We start from the raw sequence: 19353 nt of genomic DNA, 5'->3' as shown, positions 1-19353 counted from the left end.
GGCGTATTTGGGTCATTTTCATAATCAGCATGGACTTGATTTTGGGATAAATGAATATGTCAGCTTACAATTTCAGTTGACCGGAATTTGAAAAATCCGGTAAAAAGGTAAACCGTCGCCACTCATGCCTTCAATCCTCAAAATCATGTTTTGGGTTGACTTTGGAAGATTGACTGAGAAAGTAAAGGTTTCATTGTCCCTATCTGTTTTGACATTAGGATTCCAATAAAGTGATGGTCTAGACTCGGGGATTTCAGATTCAGCCTTTTGAACGGTGAATTCCACGACAGGAGTAAACCCTCTTATTTTAAATATTTGAAATTCTTCACTGTTGAAAACCTGATTAGAACCCTGAGGATCCTTTGATCCTTTTTTGGTATTTACCATGATGACTCCTGCAAATCCCGCCATGCCAAACTGGGCAGCATTGAAAGTATAGACTTCAATGGATTCAACTTCAGCAGCTATGTAAGTTTTTAAAACCGACATCGTAGATTCTCGGCTATCCGAAAAATAACGTACGCCGTCAATGATTAAAAGTGGTTCTCCGGCATCAAGTCCCCAATTAAAATTACCCAATCCACCTCCCTGCATGTTCATTCCGACAATTACATCAAGTGTTTGCTCCGGAAATTTCTCCAAAAAATCAGGACCTATACTCCTATCTCCTTCACCATAACCATAGTTTTTTTCCTCCATGGTTTGCTTTTTTTCCCCTTCAAAGAGGAACTCCTCCAACTCAACATATTTTCCATCAAAAATATCAAGCTTTCCAATTGTGGATTTTGGCCTGGTTTCAAATTGAAGTTTGGGCAAATTGACCAAAACCTCCGGCCTCAAAGGCTCAATGAGGGAAATGTTTCCAAATGATTTCTTTCTCTGGTTTAAAGCCGCTATCGCAACCTCAGCCGAATCGGTAAACAAAAGCCCTGTCCCCCAAAAATAACCTGATGTATCAGACTTAATCACACCAAAATCTTCCATCTGTCCTAGTACCACTGTCAATGGAACGGACAATGGTTTTCCTTCTCTGTCTGAAAAAATACCTTCCACAGAAATCCCATATTCAATGTCGTATTTTTCCTCAGGAAATTCATAATCGCCAAGCTCAGATCCAATCCAGTTTATTTCAGTTTCTATCGTATTTTCTTCCCCGATAAACTTTGCCAAATCCGCATCGATCAGGGAAATACTGAAATCCGAATCCACAAAAGAACTGTCTATATCCAAAACCGAAATATTGATGTTGGCCTTATTGAAGAGCTCTTCATGGGTAAAGTCAGTTTTCAACGCAATGGAAATTTCCTCCCCTTCCTGGTCGGAAGGAATTACGCCTGTGGAGGAAATAACTTCGCGGTCAGCTGAAATCAAGGGTAATGGCTTGTAAAAGTAATCTGACTCAGGATAGTACCTCATCCAATTGGTGTAGGCACGGACGGTATAATTTCCTGCTTTGAGGTCAGGCCCTAATTGAAGCTGCCCTTTTGACATACCTTCCCTAATCTCAAAAGTTTCCTGAATCACCAATTCTTTCTTTTCATTGATCAAGTCAACATAAAGTACCCGGCTCATAGAATCTACCAAAAACTGGTTTTGGTAAATCATCCGGGCATTAAACCATGCAGTCTCACCAGGTGTATAATAGGATTTATTGAAAGTCAGGTAGGGTTTTTCCCGAAGTGAATTCCATCTTGTTTGACCCAAAAGCGCGCTGTCAATTTCAGAAAAGAGAGTAAGTTGATCCTTGGTAGGGACGAAATCATGTGGTAAAAATCTACCCACTCTATGTCTTCCCATAAATCCTGAAAAAATGATCTGCCTTGGATCGGTCGGAATCCCATTGGCATCAAATTCAAAATAGCATGTAGGAGACGTGATCCAACTGAGCGGATAATACACTCTAGTGTAGTAATCGTTTGCCCAAGCCTTCTTTCTGAAATGAATTTCTACTCTGTCAGGCCAATAAAGACCAAAATTCCCATTGGGAAGTGTGTCAATTTTTAAGGAATCAAAGGGAAGTTTTTTGATGGAATTTCCCAATTCCTCATGGAATACATTCGTTCTCGTTTTTGGTGGAAAGCTATCTACCAGATATAGCCTGTATCCTTGTCTGTCCGCTTCATTATGGAGAAATGAATGTAGGAAATGGCGTAAGGATCCGAAATAAGTGGAGTTTCTTTGATCTTCCCAGGATTTCTTTTTTTCGGTGGAGACCGAATCTATTTCATGAAAATTGACCAAACCAAAGTATTGGAAACCGTCCCGTGTCTGGATAAATTCCCGTAAATGGTAATCCAAATTATACCCCAAACCCAAATTCGAAACTTTGAGTGGCTCCGAAGCACTGGCCAACAGGTATTTTGACCCACGGGTTTTACCTTCTTCAAAATCAATAACCCAAGGGTTGAGGATTTCATTCATTTTGAAAAATGGATCATTTGGAACCGCCAAAAAAACCCGCTTGAATTTTTTAAGATTTCTTTCCCATCTTTTATCACGTCTTGCTTTTAGCATTACTTCATCTAATTGGGATTCCTTAGAAGCCAATTGAAAATTGACAACAATTTGAATTCTATTCCCAAATGAAATTTTTCTATATTTGGTAGTGTAACCGACAAAGGATGCTACGACTTCGGGGTTTTGGGGTAGGGATCCACTGATTTTAAAATCCCCATTGATATCAGTCGTACTTCCCAAAGTTGTATTGTTGATAAAAACATTGGCAAAAGGAAGAGGCTCTCCTGTCTTCTCATCTGTGATTTTCCCGACAATTACTTGGGTTTTTGCCAAAAGGGGGAGCAATAAAAAAACAACAAACAAGTTTGCCTTCATCAATCTTAATAGCCAAACAGAATCTTTTGTCACTTTATTGTCTTTTCTGGTACTCAAAAGAAGAAACTCTAAGATAAAAAAAACCATAATATCCCCACACGAAAAGTTTAATTTACCGAAGCTCAATTAATGATATAGAAAGATATTAATAATTGATTTATACGCATTTCGCCGATTTTTAAAAAAAAGAGCTGAAAAGTCCGCCTAACGAAAAATCCTTATTTATCACAAAAAGGTGAAATAAAAGCATAAATTTACTTGCCTGTAAAACCTATAACCACGATTCAAGTGTCATCAAAAGACCAATATATTTTTTCAAATCCAACCGCTGGAAAAAGTAAATTAAAAAGAGGGATTTACTTTGGACTCACTGTTCTGATCTGGTTGGCATTAAGCATTCCACATCTCTTGGCACAGACTGAATTTACCGAGATAAGGTTTGACCAAAAAAATGCAGAAAAGAGGGCGAAATATTTTGTGACAGGGAAAGTAACCCAACTGGAAACTGGGGAGCCAATTTCAGGAGTTTCGATCCACATCGATGGTTTTTTTGCAGGCAACAACACGGACAATATCGGGCAATATGTCCTTTCCTTGGATTCAGGGCGGCATAGGATTGTTTTTCGCCAATTTGGAAAAAGGCCGGTGCATTATCTCATCCAACTCTTTGGAGACGGACAATTGGACATTGAGCTAGTCAACCTTGATTTTGAACTTGAAGCTTTTACAGTGGAAGCGGAGGAGAGAGACAGAAACATCCGTAGTCCAATCACCGGAGTGACCAAGATGAACATCAATGACATCAAACTTGTGCCTGCGTTTATGGGAGAACCGGATGTATTCAATGTTTTACAATCCATGCCCGGCGTGACTTCGGTGGGTGAAGGTTCGGCTGGAATGAATATCCGAGGCGGTCAGGCAGACCAAAACCTGATCATGATGAATGAGACCATTGTCCTGAGCAACAGTCACGCTTTGGGCTTTTTGTCTTCTTTCAACGGAGATGCACTCCAAAACTTTACTTTATACAAAGGTGCAGTACCGAGTTATTTTGGCGGGCGGAGTTCTTCAGCATTGAATATAGAGATGCGGAAGGGAAACAAAGAAAATTGGAAAGGAAGTGCCTCGCTTGGTACTGCTTTGAGTAAAATCATGGTAGAAGGTCCCATTGTGCCTGAAAAGACCTCTATGATTTTTGCATCAAGACTTTCCAATGCCAATTGGCTATTGGACAAAGCCAAAGAAGTAGACGTTCAAAACAGCAAAATCAACTTTCATGATATCTACCTAGGAGTCAACCATCAGTTTTCTCCCAAAAACAGCTTGGATTTCAACCTGCTCAATACCGGGGATTATTTCAGATTTTCTGATCAATTTGGATTTGAATGGGACAACCTCGTCGGATCACTGACCAGTCGAAATCTCCTTACAGACGATCTTTCTTTGGTAGGGATGGTGGCTTACGGTTCATTTAACAATGGATTTTTTGAGCCTTCCACAATCGATCCCTCCAAAATCGAAAATGGCCTTTACTACTTTCAAGGGAAAATAACGGGATTATTGACCTTGGAAAAAGTTGACATCAACTTCGGAGCGGAAGGAATACAATACCATATGAGGCCTGAATTTCTAAGGCCGCTTACATCCGAATCAGGAATCGAAGCCGAAACAGTTCAAAAAGAAAGGGGCATGGAATACGCACCTTTTATTTCTGCAGATTGGAATCCGACAGAGAACCTTTCTTTTTCAGGAGGAATCAGGTATTCAAATTATGTACAGCAAGGACCTGATTCGATATTTAGGTATGAGGAAGGTGTTCCCATCTCAAGACTGACCATAACTGGCGTCGATTTTATAGAAAGTGGAAAAGTGGTGAAATATAACGGATTTGAACCGAGATTTTCGTTCAGATGGACTTTTGATAAGGTCAATTCCATCAAAGGTGGCTATTCGGTCATGAACCAATACCTGCAAACTATTTCAAATGCAACAGGTCCCACACCTATAGACCTTTGGCAGTTGAGCACAACATATATCAAGCCTCAAAGATCACACAATGCTTCTTTGGGATTTTTTAGAAATTTCAAAGAAGATGAATGGTCAACTTCGTTGGAGGGTTTTTACAGAACCACAGCCAATCAGTTGGAATATCGTGATTTTGCAGACCTCTTTTTAAATCCGCATATTGAAACTGAATTGATCCAAGGGGAAGGACTTGCCTACGGTGCTGAGCTTTTGATCCAAAAAAACAGCGGGGGCATCACAGGTTGGCTTGCGTATACCTTTAGCAGATCACTGATCCGTACTATTTCTGAATTTCCCGAGATCCAAGTCAATCAGGGAAACTGGTTTGCAACCAATTTTGACAAACCCCATAATATCTCTCTTGTCACTAACTTCCACATCGGAAGAGGAAGAACTTTCAACACCAACATCAATTTTTCATCCGGAAGGCCCGTTACCGGTCTTTCTTCCAATTATGTCATCGGGGGCATTTTTGTTCCAAATTTTGGAAATAGAAATGAATTCAGGATTCCTAATTATTTCAGAATTGACTTTTCTTATCTCACCAATGGCTTTGTGAGAACATGGGATGACAAGATCAATTTCAGCGTTTATAATCTGACCGGAAGAAGAAACGCTTATTCTGTTTTCTTCCAAAGGGAAGGGAGAGGACAACGTCTGGTCCCCTATCAGATTTCGATTTTGGGTTCGGCTTTCCCATCTTTCACCTATACAGTCTCTTTTGGAAAATGATTTCACAACTCAAAATAATCATCCGACTGTTTTTGGCATTTTTTCTTTGCCTTTTTTTACCTGCTTCTTGTATTGACAAACTTGATTTTGTAGGAGATACACAAGAAGGCCAATTGGTAATCTATGGGTTATTGACAAATATCGTAGAAAGGCAGGTGGTCAATGTCAGCAGGACGTCGGCTTTTGGCCTTGGACCAACCGGAGTACAGAATGCTGAAGTTTCATTATTGACATCTTCAGGTGAAAGATACAGCTACATTCTCAGAGGGATTGGAGAGTATGTTTTGGAAGGGTTTGGTGCTTCAGAGGATGAAAGTTATGCCATAGAAGTAACTGTTGATCAGAAAGTCTACCGATCAAGATTTGAAAAAATGCCGAAAATGCTTGCAGAAGATGTGCTCAGTTTTGAATTTAAAAATGAACCTTTCAGGACCGAATCACCGGAATCGGTATTTACCGTTTATTCAGAGACAACTCTGCCTTCCTCTCAGGATCCTATTTATTTGAGATGGATGCTCGAGGAGACGTACATTTGGCCTTTGACCTATTTGCCAGGAACAGGATTTCCACCTCCACCTCCACCCCCATGTTTTATTTCAGATGTCATAGAACCCAATAGGCTCAACCTTTTTGATGGTTCTAGTACCAATACAAGAAAAGGGAATTTTGTATTGGGCAAAAGAAAGGTGGACAATTCCTTTCTGTATCCTTTTTTTGTGAGCGTCAAACAATTAAGCATCAACCGGGAAGCATATGAATATTGGGGAAAAATCAGAATTGTAGTCAATAACCGAGGTTCCCTTTTTGATACGCCCCCTGCCCCTGTTTTTGGAAACATATCCAATGTGGAAGACCGGGAAGAAACAGTTTTGGGGTATTTTGAGGTGGCAAAAACAAAGGTAACCAGAATCTACACCACAAGGGCCGATGTCCCGTTTTACCTAGTCGATCCTTGTCAGTATTTTCCCAATAAACCTGATGACTCCTACGCATCTGAATGTAAAAGCTGTGAGGCTAGAGCTCAGGGAAGAAGGTGGACAAATGATGCACCGGTTTGGTGGAAATTTGACTAGGAAATATTGAAATCCGATAGTTGGATTAGGAAGTTCAATGAGTGGAGTACCAAATGAAAAGTTTAAAAAAATATAAGATTACTAGCATTTTGATATGTGCGATTCTTCATTCGTTCATTTACACTTCCTGCATTGATAGGTTGGATTTCATTGGAACAACTGAAGAAGGCCAATTGGTAATTTATGGTTTGCTGACTGACAGTGGAGAAAAACAGATTGTTACCATAAGTCGGACTTCTCTGCTAGGTTTAGCTCCAAAAGGAGTTCCGGGTGCTGAGGTTTTCCTTCTAACGGACTCTGGTGAAAAAATCCGTTATTTTGATATTGGAAATGGAGTATATGAGCTAATCAACTATAAGGTAAATGATGGAAAGCGCTATTCCTTAGAAGTTATTTTTGAAAATAACACTTACCGATCTTCTTTCGAATCTTTGCCCAAAGCCACCGGAGAGGACAACCTTAGCTTTACATTTAAAAATGAACCTTTCAATAATGAAAGTCCTGAACCGGTATTTACTGTAAGTACAGAATGCACATTCCCCGAAACTCCAGAACCGATTTTTATAAGATGGTTAGTCGAAGAGACATATCTTTGGGAAAGGATCTGGCTACCATGTGTCGGTTGGTGTCCGCCTCCTCCTCCAAATTGTTTTATTTCAGATTTGATTGAGCCCAACAGACTTAATTTATTCGATGGGTCAAATACCGGTACACGAAATACATCCCTTGTCCTAGGCAAAAGGCAGGTAGACAATTCATTTATTTCAATTTTCTTTGTTTCGGTCCGGCAGCTAAGTATCAACAGGGAGGCCTTTATTTATTGGGAAAAAATCAAAATCGCGGTCTCAAACCAAGGCTCGCTTTTTGACATTCCGCCTGCCCCGGTGTTTGGAAATATATATAATGCAGCTAATCCAAATGAAAGGGTATTGGGCTATTTTGAGGTTGCTAAGGAAAAAATAACCCGAATTTCCACAAATAGAGGTGATGTTCCGTTTTTCTTAAATAGACCTTGTGAATTTATCGTCGGAAAGCCGGCTTCAGAGTACACTGCTGAGTGTATCGAATGTGATGAAAGGGCCAGAGGAAAAAAGTGGACTACAATCGAGCCTCCATGGTGGAATGAAAACTAAAGCTAAATTGGAAAAATTCTGAATTTTTTGACTTTGAAAATTAAGATGAGAAAAATTATCTATGGTTTTAAGTTATTGCTGACGTTGAGTTCTATTTTGATCCCAACAGTGTCTTGCATTGACAGACTTGATTTTTGGCAAGAAACAGTAGAAGGACAGTTAATTATTTATGGATTATTTACAGATAGTGAGGATATCCATACTGTCAAAATCAGTACTTCGGCACCATTTGGCTTCCGACCCAAAGGCGTCTCCAACGCTGAAGTATATTTGATCATATCTGGAGAAGAAAAAAAAGCATACACCAATACCGGTAATGGTGTATATGAGTTACATGGATTAAAAGCTGAAGAAGGCCAAAGCTATGCATTGGAAGTTGAGTTGGAAGGCTCGGTTTACAAGTCAAAATTTCAGGAAATCCCAAAACATGTCGGTATAGATAGCTTAAGTTATAAAGTGGCATATGAGCCATTTAAGACTTCCTTGGATGAGCATGTTTTTAAAGTTTACACCAATTCAAAGTTACCGGAAACTTCGGAACAACTATTTATTAGGTGGATTGTAGAGGAAGCCCATTATTGGCAGTTGTTGTGGATTCCTCCCGGGGTTCCGCTACCTCCACCTTGTTTTATTTTTGATGTGATGGACCCTACCAAAGTAAATTTATTTGATGGAACTGCCACAAATAGCCGAAGTACAGAAAAACTTCTAGCTACCAGGAAGATAAACAATGCCTTTTTGTTTCCATTTTTCGTGACAGTCAAGCAGCTTAGTGTCAACAGGGAATCATTTGAATATTGGCAAAAAATAGAAATCGTTATCAATAATCAAGGTTCTCTATTTGATATTCCACCTGCACGTGTTTTGGGAAACATTGTGAATACAGATAATCCAAATGAGAATGTGCTCGGCTATTTTGAGGTTGCGAAATCCTCTGTTTCGAGGTTTTATGTCACTTCGGAGATTTCACCCATCTACCTCCAGCCTATTTGCGAATACATTCAAGGAAAACCTTCAAATCTGTATTCTTCAGAGTGCCTTAGTTGTGAAGGCCGGGCGGCAGGACGGGATTGGACAAGCATAAGGCCCAGTTGGTGGGTTTACGATTGACCTGACAATTCAACATTGAAACCTATTGGCATTTTTCATTCAAATTGGATTTCCTGTCATATTATCTGTCAATCTGACACAGAAAACTTTGTTTTTATGCTTGGCACATGAGTTGTCTAATAGCTTTCAAATCAAAGTTGTAATCAATAAATATTAAAATATAAAATCATGGGAAAAATCATAGGTATAGACTTAGGTACCACCAACTCCTGCGTAGCGGTAATGGAAGGTAACGAACCAGTGGTCATCCAAAACAGCGAAGGAAGAAGAACCACGCCATCCATCGTGGCTTTCCTCGACAATGGAAACGGAGAAAGGAAAGTAGGTGACCCTGCAAAACGTCAGGCCATTACTAACCCCTCAAACACCATTTCCTCAGTAAAGAGGTTTATGGGTAAAAAATTCTCTGAAATTTCTGAAGAGAAAAAGCATGCTTCTTATAAAGTAGAAAAAGGGACAAATGATACTGTCGTAGTCAAAATCGGAGACAGATCTTATACTCCGCAAGAATTATCTGCCATGATCCTTCAGAAAATGAAGAGTACTGCTGAGGATTTCTTGGGACAAACTGTCACAGAAGCTGTCATTACAGTGCCGGCCTATTTCAACGATGCTGAGCGTCAAGCTACCAAAGAAGCAGGGCAGATTGCAGGCCTTGAGGTAAAAAGGATCATCAATGAGCCCACCGCTGCTGCTTTGGCATACGGTATGGACAAGAAAAATCAGGATATGAAAATCGCAGTGTATGACCTTGGTGGCGGTACATTCGATATTTCGGTTCTTGAATTGGGTGATGGTGTATTTGAAGTAAAATCAACCAACGGTGACGTTCACCTAGGTGGTGATGACTTCGACCAAAAGATCATCAACTGGCTTGCTGAAGAATTTCAGTCAGAAGAGCAAATCGATTTGAGAAAAGATCCAATGGCACTTCAGAGATTGAAAGAAGCTGCTGAAAAAGCCAAGATCGAACTTTCAAGTTCGGCTTCTACTGAAATCAATCTTCCTTATATCACTGCAACCCAAACAGGTCCAAAGCACTTGGTAAGAACCTTGAGTAGGGCAAAGTTTGAGCAGCTTACTGCTGATTTGGTAAAAAGGTCAATGGATCCCTGCAAAAAAGCTTTAGCCGATGCAGGACTTAATCCATCAGATATTGATGAGGTGATCTTGGTAGGTGGTTCTACAAGAATTCCAAAAATCCAGGAAGAAGTAGAGAAGTTCTTTGGCAAGAAACCTTCTAAAGGAGTGAATCCTGATGAAGTAGTAGCCATAGGTGCTGCCATCCAAGGCGGTGTATTGACAGGTGAAGTGAAAGATGTATTGTTGCTTGATGTGACACCACTTTCATTGGGAATCGAGACTATGGGCGGTGTATTTACCAAACTGATCGAATCCAATACCACAATTCCTACTAAAAAATCTGAAGTTTTCTCAACCGCTGCAGACAACCAACCTGCTGTTGATATCCACGTGCTTCAAGGTGAAAGAGCTTTAGCCAAAGATAACAGGTCTATCGGAAGGTTCCAACTGAGCGATATTCCACCTGCACCAAGAGGTATTCCCCAGATCGAAGTTACATTCGATATAGATGCCAACGGTATACTCAACGTCTCTGCAAAAGACAAAGGAACTGGTAAAGAGCAAAAAATAAAAATCGAGGCTTCTTCCGGTTTATCTCAGGATGATATCGAAAGAATGAAGCGCGAAGCTGAAGCCAACGCCGCAACTGATAAAGCTGAAAAAGAAAAAATCGAAAAATTGAACCAAGCTGACAGTCAGATTTTCCAAACAGAAAAGCAACTGAAAGAATATGGTGACAAGCTTTCTGATGGAAATAAAGCAAATATCAGTGCAGCTTTGGAAGGATTGAAATCTGCTCATGCTTCAAAAGACCTTGCAAGTATCGAGTCTGCGTCTGAAGCATTGAATAAAGCTTGGGAAGCAGCTTCACAGGAAATATATAATGCCACTAATGCCACCCAAGGTGCAGGTGCACAGCCTGGGCCTGATGCCAATGCAGGAGAAGGTGCATCAAATGCCGGCGATAGTGTTTCAGATGTAGATTACGAAGAAGTCTCTGAGGACAAAAAGTAATCCTTAAATAACTCAGAAATGGGACGGCATCTGTATGAAAGTATGGATGCCGTTGTTTTTTGATTATACATTCTTGTTTGCTTGATTGTCTTTTATAATACAATGTTTATTTCATTCCTACTACATGCAACTCACCCCAGATAATAAACTCAAGAAACTTATCATTGTAGGCGATAGGGTTTTGATCAAACTCAAAAAAGCTGACGAAAGGACATCCTCCGGACTATATCTTCCCCCGGGAGTTCAGGAAAAAGAAAAGGTACAGCAAGGCTATATCATCAAGACCGGACCGGGATATCCGATCCCAATGCCTACTGAAGACAGGGAACCTTGGATGGATATCGAAGAAAAAATCCGATATATCCCACTTCAGGCAAAAGAAGGGGACTTGGCCATTTTTTTATTGAATGGCGCCTATGAAGTCATTTATGAAGGCGATAAATATTTCATTGTACCTCAGCATTCAATACTTATGCTTGAAAGAGAAGAAGAACTTTAAGTATTTCAAATATTTAGATTTCAAATAACTTCAAAAATGGGAAAATAAAAAAGGACGTCGAAATACGTCCTTTTTTATTTTCAAACTGTATTATGAATCAATCATTCTTCCAAGGTTGTCTGTTTTTAGCTTTTGGTCCAAATTCTCTTTCTTCAGTGACGGGTCTTGAAACCAACTCAACCTTTTGAGAATCTTGCTCCCAAGCCTTAGCATTCTTGAATGCAGGTCCTTGTTTTTCGTTTGGTGTCACATTGACCATGGCGGTAGTTTTTTTGGAATTATCCTTCCAAGGTTTATAATTTTTGGCAGCCGGTCCTTGAAGATCCTTAAATGCCTGAGCGTTTGATACAAATATTGTGAAGAAAAACGCAAGGATAAATAATGGTAACTTTTTCATATTAAAGCGATTTGGGTTTTCTAATTTTCAGTAATATATACGAGAAATTAAAAAATTGTTTGTCCAAAACAGACTTTTATATGTTTTATAGGTTAAAAATAAAAATTTTATACTGTTTATAAATATATCAAAATAGTAAAAATGGATGTTTTTTAACCCTACATAAACCCGAAAAAACATTTTTTTTCAAAAATTACTATCAAAACTACCGATGAGATTGGAATAAATACCAAAAAAAATAAAACCTGCTTTCATTTTGAATGAATGCAGGTTTGGAAAAAAATTTTAAAATTATCCCGATTAAAAAGAAAATACTGCTGCCAAAAGGAATGATGAAAGATTTTTTGAAGGGTCTAGAGAATTGTTAAGGAATGTGTCCTCGGAGGTAGTATCCACCCTCAATTCAGGTATAAGAGTAAAATTTTTGGAAACCTTGACATTACCGGTCAAAGTAAGGGCAAAAACATTTCCATCGCCATCGCTGTTCAAGCCAACAGCGCCATCAATACCCGTATTGAATACTGAGAAATATTCACCTCTTGCCCCAAGTCTGAATTTATCTGAAACCTGTGACTGAAGGTACAAAGCTACCCCATAGAATCCTGAAGCATCGCCATCTACATCTTCAACATCATCTGGGCCTGAAACAATCTCTCCGGATGCTATTGTATTGTAAGTAGCGTTCACTCCTAGATAAAATTTCTCTGTCAAATTCAGACCTGAAGTCAAATCTACCTGAAATGTCTTTCCTGCAGATACCTGACCAATATTTAGAGGAAAGTCCAAATCAAAAGTACCATCTTGGTCTCCATATAGGAAATTCAGGTAGGTATTTCCCATTTCTCCTGCATAGCCTAATTGTGCTCCAAATGTATAACTCTCCAAATCATTGAATTCGGTCATGTCAGTGGGATTCATGATGGATGCCATGAAGGATATTTTCTCTGATAAGTCAATATTCGCCTTGATACCTGTATGAGAAAAAGGTCCATAAGAAAACATGTAAGAAGTCGAATAATTGAAGTTGGCTGTAGGGGATATCACTTCATAACCCAGGTAGGTATTAAAATTACCGAAAGTCAGGGTAACCGCATCAGTGACTGTCCAATACACGTACAATTGATTTACTATCTGAGAGCTACCTCCAAATCCTCCTGTATTCATCGGAGATCTGAAAACTGCATCCTCACCTCTTGGTCCAAAAACCAGGTCAGCTACAACACCGACTTTTTTGCCTTCATATTTCGTGATCAAATTGAGCATGCCAAGCGAGAAACCCGGAAGGTTACCAAAAGATGTATTAGGTGATTGGGCAAATTCACCTTTTGTTGGTCCATTAAAATTTTTGCGAAAATATACGTCTGCAGATCCTGAGAAAGACAATTTACCTTCTTCTTCCTCTTCTTCTTGGGCAATTATTGGTGCAGAAATTAACAATAATAGAAATATTATTAGTGCATGAATATTTTTCATTTTAGTTTTGATTATCGGTTAAACATGATTTAGCTGAAGAGAACCCTGACCCAATCAGAAAGAGAGTCGCGTTTTTTTCCTTGGGCAGGGTTCTTGCTTTATATAATTGATTGTTTGGTTTTCTGACCTATTCGTCAAAAATGATAGTATATCCTCTGATTCCGTGTTCATGTGAATCCAAACCGGATTTTTCATGTTCCTCAGAAACTCTGATTCCCACAGTAACTTTTAGGATGTAAAATATTGCAAATGCCGAGATAAATGCCATTGCCCCGCAGGCTGCAACACCGATCAATTGGGTTACAAATGAATGGTCAGGATTGGTGGAAAAAATTCCAACTGCCAAAGTACCCCAAATTCCGCAAGTAAGGTGGACTGATACCGCACCTACGACATCATCCAATTTCATTTTATCAAGAAAGACAGCTGAAAGAACTACCAAAATCCCGGCAATGAATCCGATAAGTAAGGCAGATGCAGGAGTAAACACATCAGCACCTGCGGTGATTCCTACAAGTCCTGCAAGGATACCATTAAGGAGCATTCCCAAATCAAGTCTTTTGAATGCGAAATAAGCAGCGAAAAAACCACCAAGTCCTCCGGCGGTAGCACCTAAGCAAGTGATAACAAGAACAGAAGAAACCAATGCAGGATCGGCAGAAAGTACTGAACCACCGTTGAATCCAAACCATCCAAACCAAAGTAAGAATGTTCCGATAACCGCTAATGGAATACTAGCGCCTGGCTTTGAAATGGCTTTGCCATCTATATATTTACCGATCCTTGGACCGACCAAAATAACTCCTGCTAAAGCTCCCCATCCTCCAACTGAGTGGACCAAAGTAGAACCTGCAAAATCATAGAATCCCATTTCATTCAAGGCCCCGCCGCCCCATTTCCAACTACCGATAAGAGGATATACTAAACCAACAAAAATCAACGTGAATACCAAATAAGCTGAAATTTTAACCCTTTCAGCAATAGCTCCAGAAACAATTGTAGCTGCAGTTGCTGCAAACATCGCCTGAAACAAAAAATCTGTCCAATACGTGTAGCCCCCATTGGCATAACCTACAGTACTGTCTGCATCAGCTGAGCTGAACCAAAACATACTCCATCCATCAGCATCAAATGCAAACCATCCCGGAGTCTCAAATCCAGGATACATCAGGAAAAATCCCACCAAAGCGTAGGTGAGTAATCCCAAAAGAGGAGTGATGGTGTTTTTGAACAGGATATTGACCGTGTTTTTGGCTTGGCCAAAACCGGTTTCAACTCCCGCAAATCCCAAATGCATAATAAATACCAAAGCTGTACAGAGCATCATCCATACATTATTGGTGGTTAGGAGATTTTGTGCTAGTTCTGCCGAGACATCTGTCACGGCCGGCACCTCGCTTACTTGAGCGATCATTGAGTTCATCAACTTCATAGGTTTTAATTTTACAAGAACTGAATTGATAAAATTTTAAATAGGTTTGATTACTTTGAATGGGTTAAATCTAATTACATTTTTTACAAAAAATAAAAGTTCCTGTTATCAAAACGTTAATTATTCGATGATATAGTTGATTATTTTATATTATTTTATTTATAATACATTAAATTATTCAATTATTATCTTATTTTTTTGTTACCATAAAATGCAGAATATTATTCTGTTAATAAAAAAATGTTTTCCGCAATCGATACCGAAAATCATTAAATAAAAATAATATTCTTTATTAATTATTTTTATAGAATAATAATCTGAAAATAAGTAAAATTATAAGATTTGAACTTTAACAGACTTGGTGGTATGGATTTATTACAAAAAAAAATTTAAAAAAATTTTATTTTTTTTATCTTTTGGTTGTTTTTTTTACCATAAAATCAATTTTTTATATTTTTTTAGATCTAGCAGGTATATTTTTAAACCTGTTTTTATGAATAATATACACTTTAAAAGAAATTTGGATTTTATTTAAATCAATTGATTAATAATATTATCAAAATTCAATGTTTAGCTGAAATTGAAACCATTTCAATCTGAAAATTTAAAATTTTGGAATAAAAAGCGGCAAAAAAGAAAAAAACCTTAGAATTTCATCTAAGGGGTTCTGATTTTAACCTTCCTGTCTGAAAAAAGTGTATTTATAACTCTTTTTGGAAGGTGTTATTTTATTTGACTAAAGTCGCATACTCCTTGGCGAAATAACTCAATATCAAATTGGCCCCGGCTCTTTTTATACTTAAGAGTGACTCCAACATTGCCCTTTCCCCATCAAGCCAACCTTTTTGAGATGCTGCTTTTACCATCGCATATTCCCCGCTGACATTGTAGGCAGCAATTGGAAGGTTGGAATTGTCTTTCAATAGCCTTATGATATCCAGATAAGCCAATGCAGGTTTAACCATTAAAAAATCCGCACCTTCATTTGTGTCTAATTCAGCTTCGATCAATGCTTCTCTGTAATTGGCAGGGTCCATCTGGTAGGTTTTTTTGTCTCCCATTTTGGGTGCAGAATCCAAAGCATCCCGGAAAGGGCCGTAAAAAGCAGAGGCATATTTAGCAGTGTAAGACATAATCGACACTTCTGTAAATCCATTTTGATCCAATACAGACCTGATATATCCTACTCTCCCATCCATCATGTCAGACGGCCCCAGAATATCCGCTCCAGCCTGCGCCTGTGCCAAAGACATTTTACCCAATATTTCCAGAGTTTCATCATTTAATATCTTGCCATTTTCGACAAGTCCATCATGACCATCCGAACTATATGGATCCATTGCCACGTCCGTCATGACCACAGCTTCCGGAAATGTACTCTTGATTTTATGAATTGCTTTTAAGTAAAACGTCTCGGGATTAAAACTCTCAGTAGCATACTTATCCTTTTTATCATCGGGATAAGCAGGAAAAATATCAAATGCCATGATCCCAAGTTTCATACACGCTTCGATTTCTCCTAGCATCAAGTCCAAAGAATACCTGTATATCCCTGGCATTGAAGCCACTTCAATCTTTTGGTTGATTCCATCTATTAGAAACATCGGGAAGATAAAGTCTTTGACAGAAAGCCTTGTTTCTTCCACCATATTGCGGACACTTTGGGATTTTCTGTTTCTTCTTGGTCTTATTAGCATAGTATTCTAATTTTGGCAATTCTAATATAAATGTATAGAAATAAAAACCAACCTGATTATCCGGTCAAAGCCAGAACTTTATTGGCATCCATCTCCCTAAAATCTTCGATATAAAGGTCACACACCGGTAACTCCGACTTGGAATGGGAGGACAAAACACCAACCACTTTCATCCCTGCATTTTTGGCAGCGGTGACGCCAGAAAATGAATCTTCAAAAACAACACATAAATCAGGTTCGACCTGCAGGTTAAATGCTGACTTGAGGTAAACCTCCGGATCGGGTTTGTGTTTGGTTACGTCTTCGCTTGCCAAAATGGACTCCATCCTGTCCATCAGAGACAAAGTGCCGGCAATCAATTGAAGGTTGGCAAATGGAGCGGAAGTGGCTACCCCCGTCAAAAAATCATTGACTTTGAGTTGGTGGAAAAAATCCTGAAAACCTGCAATAGGATCAATTTTGTCCCTGTATATTTCCCTAAAGAGGCCTTCTTTCTCATTCTCCAATTCCAACAGTTCCTCGCCGACAATTTTTCTTCCGAAAAAGTGACTCATTATATAGGAGTTACTTTTGCCGTACATATGCAGTTCAAATTCTTCCTCTGTGGGGTACATGTCTCTTTTGGCAAAAAACTTCTTGAAAGCCATCGAATGGAATGGATTGGTATGGCAGATAACGCCATCCATATCAAAAATAACTGCTTTTTTCATGGATTAATAGGTTTTTATTGTATTGGCAAAGCTAACAAAAGGACATTAAAAACCCTCCGGGACCGCTATTTCTCCCGGAGGGTTTCTATTTCAATTAATCTAAATCTGCTAAAATGTCTATTTTTCAAACTCTTTGACCACTTTCTCGATGATATCGCAGCAGTCGTGCAGCTGCTCTTCAGTCATGACCAAAGGCGGCGCAAAGCGGATGATGTTGCCGTGGGTGGGTTTGGCGAGGAGACCGTTGTCTTTCAAAGAGACGCACATATCCCAAGCGGTGCTGCTGTCAGGTGAGTCGTTTACCACCACAGCATTGAGTAAGCCTTTGCCTCTTACGAGTTTGAGTATTTTGTATTTTTCTACCAAAATCTGCATTCTTTCTCGAAAGATTTTTCCGAGTTTTCGTGCATTTTGGGCTAATTTCTCATCTCTAACCACTTCAAGCGCTGCTATGGCGACTTTCGCTCCCAAAGGATTTCCCCCAAAAGTAGATCCATGTTGACCTGGCTTGATGACATCCATGATATGATTGTCAGCCAGTACAGCTGATACAGGATAAAATCCACCGGAGATGGCTTTTCCCAAGATCAACATGTCAGGTTTTGTATAGGTGTCTTGCTTTTCGCAATGCCCTTCGCAGGTACAGTTGCCACAAACCGCCAAAAGCGAACCTGTCCTTGCGATTCCTGTCTGAATTTCATCTGCAATTAAAAGGACATTTTTAGCTTTGCAGGCCTCAGATGCATTTCTGATAAAGTCTTCTGCCGGAGTATAAACTCCCGCTTCACCCTGAATCGGTTCAACCAAAAAAGCAACAACATTTTTATCTTGTAAGACTACTTCAAGTGCAGCAATATCATTGTAAGGGATTTTTACAAAACCCGGAGTATATGGTCCAAAGTTTTTTCTGGCATTGCCATCTGAAGAAAATGAGATGATGGTAGAAGTTCTCCCATGGAAATTATTTTCGGCAACGACAATAACTGCCTGGTTTTCGTCCACGCCTTTTCTTTCATATCCCCATTTTCTGGCAATTTTCAAGGCTGTTTCCACGCCTTCCGCACCGGTATTCATCGGAAGAACTTTGTCAAAGCCAAAGTATTCAGTAATGTATTTTTCAAATGGCCCCAAGACATCATTATAAAATGCCCTTGAAGTCAAAGTCAAAGTACCTGCCTGCTCGATCAATGCGTCTTTGATCCTTGGATGACAATGCCCCTGATTCACTGCAGAATATGCTGACAGGAAGTCATAGTACTTTTTACCTTCTACATCCCAAAGGTAAACACCCTCTCCTCTAGACAAGACCACCGGCAAGGGATGGTAATTGTGGGCTCCATATTTATCTTCCAAGGCAATAGCTTGGCTGCTTGAGTTTATTGTTTCAATCATAATATTTGTAGATTTGCTACCCATCAAGGATAAATTTCACCGCTCACAGCGATCTGGCAAATATAGTAAATGCCTTTAGGATTAAAGAATGAATTCAAAAAAGAAGCCTGCAGAACCCATGAAGCTGATTCCGGGGGATTATTATTTGAATGAAAAAGGTCTTATGGTATTTACAGCTCAATACCACCTGAGAAGGGGCTATTGTTGCGGCAGCGGCTGCAAGCATTGTCCGTATGGGGAAAAGTGATTGGGTTATTTGGTTATTTGGTTAATAGTTAGTTAGGCTGTAGTGGTTGTAATTGTTGTCAGCTTCGCGTTATAATTGTTGTCAGGTTTCAAATGGAATCTCAAGTCGGAAATCTTGGCTCTCGCTTCTAGCCTCTATATTCTTTCAATAAAAGGAAAACTTTACGGAATATTTTTGATTGTCACTATTGGTATTTCAGCTAAAAGTCCGATATTTGCAAACTCAATTGAAAAAACGTCTATACAATTACGATCATATATCATGGCAAAAGTTTGTGACATTACCGGCAAGAGACCTCAAGTAGGTAATAATGTATCGCATGCGAACAACAAGACCAAGCGTAAATTTTATCCAAATTTACACAAGAAAAGCTTCTACATCCCTGAGGAAGATGCTTGGATCACTTTGAAGGTTTGTACCAAAGCTTTGAGAACCATCAACAAAAAAGGAATTACTCCTGTGTTGAGAGAAGCCCAAGCAAAAGGATACGTTATCATTAAATAA

Annotated in this window: 15 protein-coding genes; 8 read left to right on the top strand and 7 right to left on the bottom strand. The window is 39.2% G+C overall.

The window, feature by feature from the left end; translation table 11 throughout:
• Positions 1-72: 72 nt before the first annotated feature.
• The gene (locus tag NU887_RS15565; RefSeq protein WP_258424298.1) at positions 73-2889 is read right to left on the bottom strand and encodes a TonB-dependent receptor; all 2817 of its coding nucleotides are present in this window, start codon (positions 2887-2889) and stop codon (positions 73-75) included.
• A gap of 231 nt (positions 2890-3120) precedes the next feature.
• Here NU887_RS15565 and NU887_RS15560 point away from each other — a divergent pair, with 231 nt between their 5' ends.
• The 6 genes from NU887_RS15560 (at position 3121) to NU887_RS15535 (ending at position 11501) form a co-directional block, all read left to right on the top strand.
• The gene (locus tag NU887_RS15560; RefSeq protein WP_258424297.1) at positions 3121-5589 is read left to right on the top strand and encodes a TonB-dependent receptor; all 2469 of its coding nucleotides are present in this window, start codon (positions 3121-3123) and stop codon (positions 5587-5589) included.
• Entirely contained in the window at positions 5586-6662 is a 1077-nt protein-coding gene (locus NU887_RS15555; RefSeq protein WP_258424296.1) for a DUF4249 domain-containing protein, read from the top strand. Before NU887_RS15560 ends, NU887_RS15555 begins: the two co-directional genes overlap by 4 nt.
• Before the next feature lie 53 nt (positions 6663-6715).
• Positions 6716-7795, top strand: coding sequence for a DUF4249 domain-containing protein (locus NU887_RS15550; protein ID WP_258424295.1), 1080 nt, complete (start codon positions 6716-6718; stop codon positions 7793-7795).
• A gap of 45 nt (positions 7796-7840) precedes the next feature.
• Positions 7841-8905, top strand: coding sequence for a DUF4249 domain-containing protein (locus tag NU887_RS15545; protein ID WP_258424294.1), 1065 nt, complete (start codon positions 7841-7843; stop codon positions 8903-8905).
• 168 nt (positions 8906-9073) lie between these two features.
• Positions 9074-11002 (top strand): molecular chaperone DnaK, encoded by a 1929-nt coding sequence (gene dnaK / locus NU887_RS15540; protein ID WP_258424293.1) that lies wholly within the window; start codon positions 9074-9076, stop codon positions 11000-11002.
• Positions 11003-11126: 124 nt separating this feature from the next.
• Positions 11127-11501 carry a co-chaperone GroES gene (locus NU887_RS15535; RefSeq protein ID WP_258424292.1) on the top strand — a complete coding sequence of 125 codons (375 nt, stop codon included), beginning with the start codon at positions 11127-11129 and terminating at the stop codon, positions 11499-11501.
• A 97-nt stretch (positions 11502-11598) separates the two neighbouring features.
• Here NU887_RS15535 and NU887_RS15530 read toward each other — a convergent pair whose 3' ends face one another.
• The 6 genes from NU887_RS15530 to rocD form a co-directional block, all read right to left on the bottom strand.
• Entirely contained in the window at positions 11599-11898 is a 300-nt protein-coding gene (locus NU887_RS15530) for a hypothetical protein (protein ID WP_258424291.1), read from the bottom strand.
• Positions 11899-12198: 300 nt separating this feature from the next.
• The gene (locus NU887_RS15525) at positions 12199-13371 is read right to left on the bottom strand and encodes a porin (protein ID WP_258424290.1); all 1173 of its coding nucleotides are present in this window, start codon (positions 13369-13371) and stop codon (positions 12199-12201) included.
• Positions 13372-13498: 127 nt separating this feature from the next.
• Positions 13499-14803, bottom strand: coding sequence for an ammonium transporter (locus NU887_RS15520; protein WP_258424289.1), 1305 nt, complete (start codon positions 14801-14803; stop codon positions 13499-13501).
• Between the two features lie 728 nt (positions 14804-15531).
• On the bottom strand, positions 15532-16500 hold the full coding sequence (gene hemB, locus NU887_RS15515) for a porphobilinogen synthase (protein WP_258424288.1): 969 nt from the start codon (positions 16498-16500) through the stop codon (positions 15532-15534).
• 56 nt (positions 16501-16556) lie between these two features.
• On the bottom strand, positions 16557-17210 hold the full coding sequence (locus NU887_RS15510; protein WP_258424287.1) for an HAD family hydrolase: 654 nt from the start codon (positions 17208-17210) through the stop codon (positions 16557-16559).
• 117 nt (positions 17211-17327) lie between these two features.
• Complete coding sequence (gene rocD / locus NU887_RS15505; RefSeq protein ID WP_258424286.1) at positions 17328-18602, bottom strand: ornithine--oxo-acid transaminase; 1275 nt, start codon at positions 18600-18602, stop codon at positions 17328-17330.
• Between the two features lie 88 nt (positions 18603-18690).
• On the opposite strand from rocD, the gene NU887_RS15500 reads away from it, so the two are divergent.
• Both NU887_RS15500 and rpmB read left to right on the top strand, forming a co-directional pair.
• The gene (locus tag NU887_RS15500) at positions 18691-18849 is read left to right on the top strand and encodes a C1orf53 family protein (protein WP_258424285.1); all 159 of its coding nucleotides are present in this window, start codon (positions 18691-18693) and stop codon (positions 18847-18849) included.
• Between the two features lie 261 nt (positions 18850-19110).
• Positions 19111-19353, top strand: coding sequence for a 50S ribosomal protein L28 (rpmB, locus tag NU887_RS15495; protein WP_113925164.1), 243 nt, complete (start codon positions 19111-19113; stop codon positions 19351-19353).

The organism is Aquiflexum gelatinilyticum, from assembly GCF_024741135.1.
GTDB lineage: Bacteria > Bacteroidota > Bacteroidia > Cytophagales > Cyclobacteriaceae > Cognataquiflexum > Cognataquiflexum gelatinilyticum.
The sequence above is the reverse complement of the archived record's forward strand: the minus strand, read 5'-3'. Positions and strand labels throughout refer to the sequence as shown.